General features: G+C 37.0%; 4 protein-coding genes. 3 read left to right on the top strand and 1 reads right to left on the bottom strand.

What is annotated here, in order from left to right; all coding sequences use genetic code 11:
- The first annotated feature begins 196 nt into the window (after positions 1-196).
- Positions 197-424, top strand: coding sequence for a hypothetical protein (locus tag AC3DU7_RS22590; protein ID WP_488041550.1), 228 nt, complete (start codon positions 197-199; stop codon positions 422-424).
- A gap of 482 nt (positions 425-906) precedes the next feature.
- Positions 907-2,991: an FAD-dependent oxidoreductase gene (locus AC3DU7_RS22585; RefSeq protein ID WP_488041549.1), complete on the top strand. Its 2,085-nt coding sequence runs from the start codon at positions 907-909 to the stop codon at positions 2,989-2,991.
- Between the two features lie 145 nt (positions 2,992-3,136).
- On the opposite strand, the gene AC3DU7_RS22580 is transcribed toward AC3DU7_RS22585, so the two are convergent.
- Positions 3,137-3,928: a DUF4058 family protein gene (locus tag AC3DU7_RS22580; protein WP_488041548.1), complete on the bottom strand. Its 792-nt coding sequence runs from the start codon at positions 3,926-3,928 to the stop codon at positions 3,137-3,139.
- Between the two features lie 533 nt (positions 3,929-4,461).
- On the opposite strand from AC3DU7_RS22580, the gene AC3DU7_RS22575 reads away from it, so the two are divergent.
- Positions 4,462-5,847 carry an NB-ARC domain-containing protein gene (locus AC3DU7_RS22575; protein ID WP_488041547.1) on the top strand — a complete coding sequence of 462 codons (1,386 nt, stop codon included), beginning with the start codon at positions 4,462-4,464 and terminating at the stop codon, positions 5,845-5,847.
- Positions 5,848-5,937: the final 90 nt, after the last annotated feature.

The following is a 5,937-nucleotide window of genomic DNA, read 5'->3' as shown; positions in this document are numbered from 1 at the left end:
CAGTGATAAAATCAATAATTTATATCATGTATGCTGGTATCATTTGTGTAAATTTCAAAGTAAATTTTATCTAAAATATTAGTGATTTTTTAGCCGATACGGAAAATATAATTTTTGGTTAATTTAGCTTGACAGAATAATCAGAGAGGTTTATAATCCGGCAAGTCCAATACAGTTAAATAGGAGTAAAATTTAAGTGAGTAATAATGAACCGATAAATTATGGTCGTTACTATTGGTATGTGCGAGTAACTAAAGATATAGCAGAAAAAGGAGAACAATACGTTCAAGCAGATGAAGCACAAGTAAAAGATGGTGTTTTATTATTCCTTCAGCATAAAGATGAAGGAGCAACAATTAATATGGCTTTTGCTCCAGGGACTTGGTTAACTGCTTATGTAACTTCTTATCAGCAAAAAAGTTAGATAGCTATATCAATTACTGCAAAATAGCTTCTCAATAGAAATCAGAAACAAAAATATTTTTTGTTAGTAATAAAAACAAGACTTACCGAATAATTAATAATTTAATAATTCTGGTTTAAAGCCTCTCCTTTTAAGGGGAAAAAGCAGTCGTTAGCGGAGCTTTCTGAAGGGTGGGATGGCGAGGAGACACTCTTGCAGAGCCACTCCGTTAACGCCATATCTAATCGACCAAGAGCAAAGAAATAATATTTCCTTATACTCTAATTCCGTAACGGTTTTAACCAGAGGTAATTATCAATTATCCATTAATGAAATAGGAGGCGGAAGTAGGGTTTGAAATTGCTTTCCGTTATGGACTGCTGTGCAAACCCTGTCGGTTGCTTTGGACAGAAATACGTTGAACCAGATTTGATATGACATCCTGAAAGCGAATTGGTATAATAATTAGCATTTGGCTATAAAATTCCACATCCAAAATAACCATGAGCAACAGTATATTAGACGATCGCTTTTTTACCAGACCCACCGATGGTCAAATTTTCTCATTCCCGATATTAATAGTGGGTGGCTCCACAGCAGCATACTCGGCAACCCTGGGTGCATTAAAAGCGGGTGCAAATGTTTGCCTTGTACAACCAAAACAAATATTAGGCGGACAATTTACAACCCAAGCATTACCTGCTTCCGACGATCCTCAACTAGAAAAAAAATTTAATCCAGGGGAAATATACGAAGATAAAGTAGACCGAGACAAATACGCTTTTTCTAAGACTCAATGGCAATTCCGCGAACGTAGTCGGGAACTCCAACCACTTAATGGTCAGAAAATTGATAATCCTGGTGGGGGTTGGGTAAGTAATTTTGCCACAACAACTGTAGTTATGGCACAAGCACTTAACGAAGCGATCGAAGATTTTCTCAGCAACGGCCAATTAACCCTGATTCCTTTTGCTGAACCTGTAGAAGTCTTATTTAGTCAGTCTCCCAATGAACAGCGAAAAGTAACGGGTGTTGTATTTCAGGATGTGCAAAATAATCAACGTTTTACTGTCAATGCTCAAATTACCATTGAAGCGACAGACTTGGGCGACTTACTAGAATTGGGAAATATTGAATCCAGAATTGGACAAGAATCACAAAACGAAACAGGTGAACCATTTCTTCCCCAACAACCTTTTCCCGAATGTCAACAGTCAATCACTTTTTGTGCTGCTGTGGAAAAAACTGCTGAGGGAGGAGGTGTTCCCATAGGTAAACCAGAAGGTTATGGTGTCGAACCTTGGTTACAGACAGATAAATTTACCAGCACTTTTCAAGGGCGAGCATTTTTTGAGCGGTTTGCAATTTTTACTTATCGACGGATAAGACGTCTCAAGGAAGGATATATCCCAACTACGAGTAATGGTGATGTGACTATCCTCAATTATGAGTCCAATGATTATAAAGCGGGTCTGTTGACTGGGGTGAGTCGGAGCGATCGCCAAAAACATCTTCAGCAAGCAAGAGAATATACTCAAGCTTATATTTATTACCTCCAGTCGCAAACATTAAAAACAAACAATTGGGTATTAATAGGTAAGGTAGGGGAATTAAAACCACGGGGAGATTTGACTTGGACGAATGATGGTATTGCTCTGGAACCCTATATCCGCGAAGCAAGACGAGGGATAGCATTAACAACTATTGTTTACCGAGATACTGCCCAACAATATTATGGCGAACAAGCACGAGGACATTGTTTTGAGGATAGCGTTGGTATCGGTCATTATGCTTTATTTGATATTCATCCCACTGATAACCCCAACCATCTTATTTTCAACAGTAAAGATGAGATGAAATGTTTGCCTTTTACTATTGCGTTAAAAGCAATGGTACCCATCAATACAGATAACCTGATTCTGTCGGCGAAAAGTATTGGTACAACACATTTGAGTAATTCTGTATATCGGATGCACGCCGTTGAATGGGCGATCGGCGAAGCAGGGGGTCATTTAGCTGCTTTTGCTCTGAATGAAGGGGTGGATATTCGGACTATTGCTACAAATAAACGACTGATTTATAAATTTCAGGGTTTATTAACTCGTAATCAAATTCCCCTATTTTGGTATAACGATATTGCCCATGACGATCCAGACTTTGAGGCGATACAAATTCTCGCTGTGGCAGGTTTTGTACGGACAGAAAATTACAATCATTTATATTTTAATCCAGAGGGAACAGTTAACCGGGCAGTTGTTTCAGTGGCGGTGGTAAATGTGATGGGTTTTGAGTGGTTGAACCCTGAGTTTCCCACTTTTGTTGATGTACCGAAGGAGAATTTTGCTTATCGTGCAGTTGAAACTATGGCAGCAAAAGGTATTGTTTCGGGGGTGGGTAATGGATATTTTGCTCCAAATTTACAATGTACGCGGGAGCAGTTGGCATTTATTGTTGGTAAAAGTGGAGATTTTGATGTGTTTCAGTTATTTGGTACTTCCGGTACACCTCTAGATGCTCAACCTTTGAAACGACGGGAGTTGTCAAGGATTTTATATCTGGTGTTGCGATCGCAATATGGCATTGATTAAATATTAGACTTCTTGCAGAAGTCAGGGAATAGGAGGGGATGAAATTGTTGATTCTATATCTTGAAATTGATTTAATTAAAACTTTTGCAAGAGGTCTATTTTTTTTGTTGGGAAACCAAACCCCTCCAGAATGCGATCGCCACCCTTAAAGAGTTTGTTGTTGTAACCAAGTCTCTGCCCAAACTGCATCCTTTTCTGATAATTCTGGTACTGGTTTTTGAGTGTAATCTATTTTTAAATCGTAACTGCCAACATCATAAATATTATTTAATAAAGCTTGTAAATCTATAATTAGTTCCGTATCTTCTGGGCGTAACGGCAATGGAAATTCAGGGATTTTATTTTGGATATTAAAGGCATATAAATCTGCTCTTGGTCGTTGCTTTCCGCGACTAACTAAAATCCGATAGTGACTTTTAATATTCTGATTTGAAATAGGCATTCGTTGACCGCGACGCAGTAAATCTATTTCGATAAAATTAGTCAAACTATCTAAAATTTTTTCTCGTTTTTCTAGATATATTTCTCTACCTTTTCCACCTCTTTTATTAGAAGGAGATAATATTTCTATGGTAGTTACAACTTCCTTAGTTGCTACTTCTTGAATTTCCAAATATCCTTGGCGAATAGTTATAGGTATTGGCAGAGTTACTGTTATAGGTTTTGTGGAAGTTGCTGTTGTTGCAACAGTCGATTCTGTAGAATTTGATGTGTTAACTTGACCTTTTTTCGACAGCACTGAAATATCAGGAAGACCAACCAGTACAGATTCTGTATCCTTTTCTTCATACATTCTGACTTCTACAGAAACAAAATATTTTGGACGTAGTTGGGGAGATAATAACTGAGCAAGATTGGTAATGAAGAAGAGATGTAATCCAGGCCATAAATCAGGATGTTCTAAATATGGGTCCATACCAGGAAATGGGGATGGCATTAATTTTTCTCCTTTGGTTTTGATTAATTATAGCAAGTATTAAAATTCTTTTGGTTTTAATTATATTTTAACAAAATTTTCTAGGCAGGAATAATACCTACCTTGATATTTTTCAATCAATTTATAATCATTGAACTTCTCGCCATAAATGCCAAGCCCAGGCAGGTTTATATCCGAGTTTAGATGCAATTGTTAAACAGTCTCCTAATGTAAATTTTTTAGAGCGTTGATCTTCTAAAAGACTGTAATAAATCCACCCTTGACGGTAGCCATTATATTTTTGAATTTCTATTAGTTAGTCAACAATAATTTGATGTTCTGGATTGACATAAAAGTTGTTCATTTTTTTGATTTATTTTGATGTTCTACAACTTCTATCGTGAGTTAACTAAATAGGTTTTTCGGGGCAAATTAAGCTACATTTTTGTCTCATTATTAGCACTGCACCAAAAAGTGAGCCAAAACTGAGCCAAGTGAACTTTGGATAAATGTTATAAAATAAAAGATGTGTAAATTAAGTAGAAAAAATAAGTATGGCAGCTACTATTGCAGCATCTAAACAAGGTCTAAAAATTATTGATATGGCTAGAAAAAAGAAAGGATGGAATAAGTGTGAAAGTGCCTGGTATGATATGGCTACAACTTCCAGATCAACACTAAAGCGGTTTTGGCAACAAATAGCAATTCAACAAGAAACATTTATAAATATTTGCAAAACTGTGGGGGTTAATTGGGAAGAAATAGTAGATAATAACCCACTATCTCGAAGTAAGAAAAAAGATTTTTTTGCTTATGATTATGCTTGGGTGGGACGAGAAAATTTAGTTGTTGAATTAACCGATAAAATTAAAGATACTTGTCGGGTTGCTATTATTGTTGGTATTGCAGGTATTGGTAAAACGGCATTAGCTGAAAAAGTAGTATCAGAACTAGATTGGAATAAGTTTCACCAGGAAAATTTTGAGTTAGATAACCAAGCTTCAGATTTTGTTAGTGTGGCAAGTCGATGGTTAGAAAAGTGGGGCGATCGCCTCCAGGAAGAAGACCGCAGGGATACCCAAAGATTATTAAATCGGTTAGTGAAGCGGTTACGGGATAATGAATATTTGATATTGATAGATTCTGTGGAAAATATTATGGAGGGAAATGAGCAGGAAGGTTGGAATAATTTCCGAGATGAATGGTGGGGGAAATTTTTTGAGAGTTTCTTAGGAGCAGAATCTTGTCACAGTCAAATCATTTTAACTTCCCAAGATTTTCCCCATCAAATACCAGAGCGTTATAAAAATTTCTGGTACTGCCTACCATTGAGTGGGTTAACTGATTCGGAACAGTTAGAATTATTCGAGAAAACTGGGTTAGAGGGAGATGCAGATTCACCAGGTTGCGAATATTTAAAACGTATTGGTGCTGCTTATGAAGGTCATCCTCTGGCATTGCGTGTAATTTCTGGGGAGATAGGTGCTAAACCTTTCAATGGTAATGTTGTAGCTTACTGGAAAAAGTACGGACATGAAATAGAGGAAGTAGAAAAGGCGATTGCTGAAGCTAATCAGGGAATAATAGAGGGTGCTGAGGACGAGTGGAAATTGGATCGATATACTCGCAAACTCCGAAAAAATGTGCAAGAACGTTTGGAAAAAACTTTTGGCAGACTGAAACAGGATGCGATAAATAGTTATCGGTTATTATGCGAGGGTTCGATTTATCGTTGTGCAGTACCGGAAAAGTTTTGGTTGAATCATTTGGCAGATTGGGATTGTGATGAGGATGAAGCAGAATTAGCTTTAGAGGTTTTAAGCGATCGCTATTTGGTTGAGGAAGTTGTGGAAAATGATGATTTATTGGTAAGGCAGCATAATTTAATTCGTAGTGTAGCATTAGAACACCATAAAAAATTGGAGGATGAGGATGAATAATATGATGCCGTCTGGAGAATTTGTTTTGGGAGAGCTTGGTATTGAGTTGGGAGATATTAAGTCAATTAAACCACCTCGGAAAAGGTCTCA

Source organism: Okeania sp., from assembly GCF_983059655.1.
Note: the sequence above shows the minus strand (reverse complement) of the source record. Positions and strands in the feature narration are given on the sequence as shown.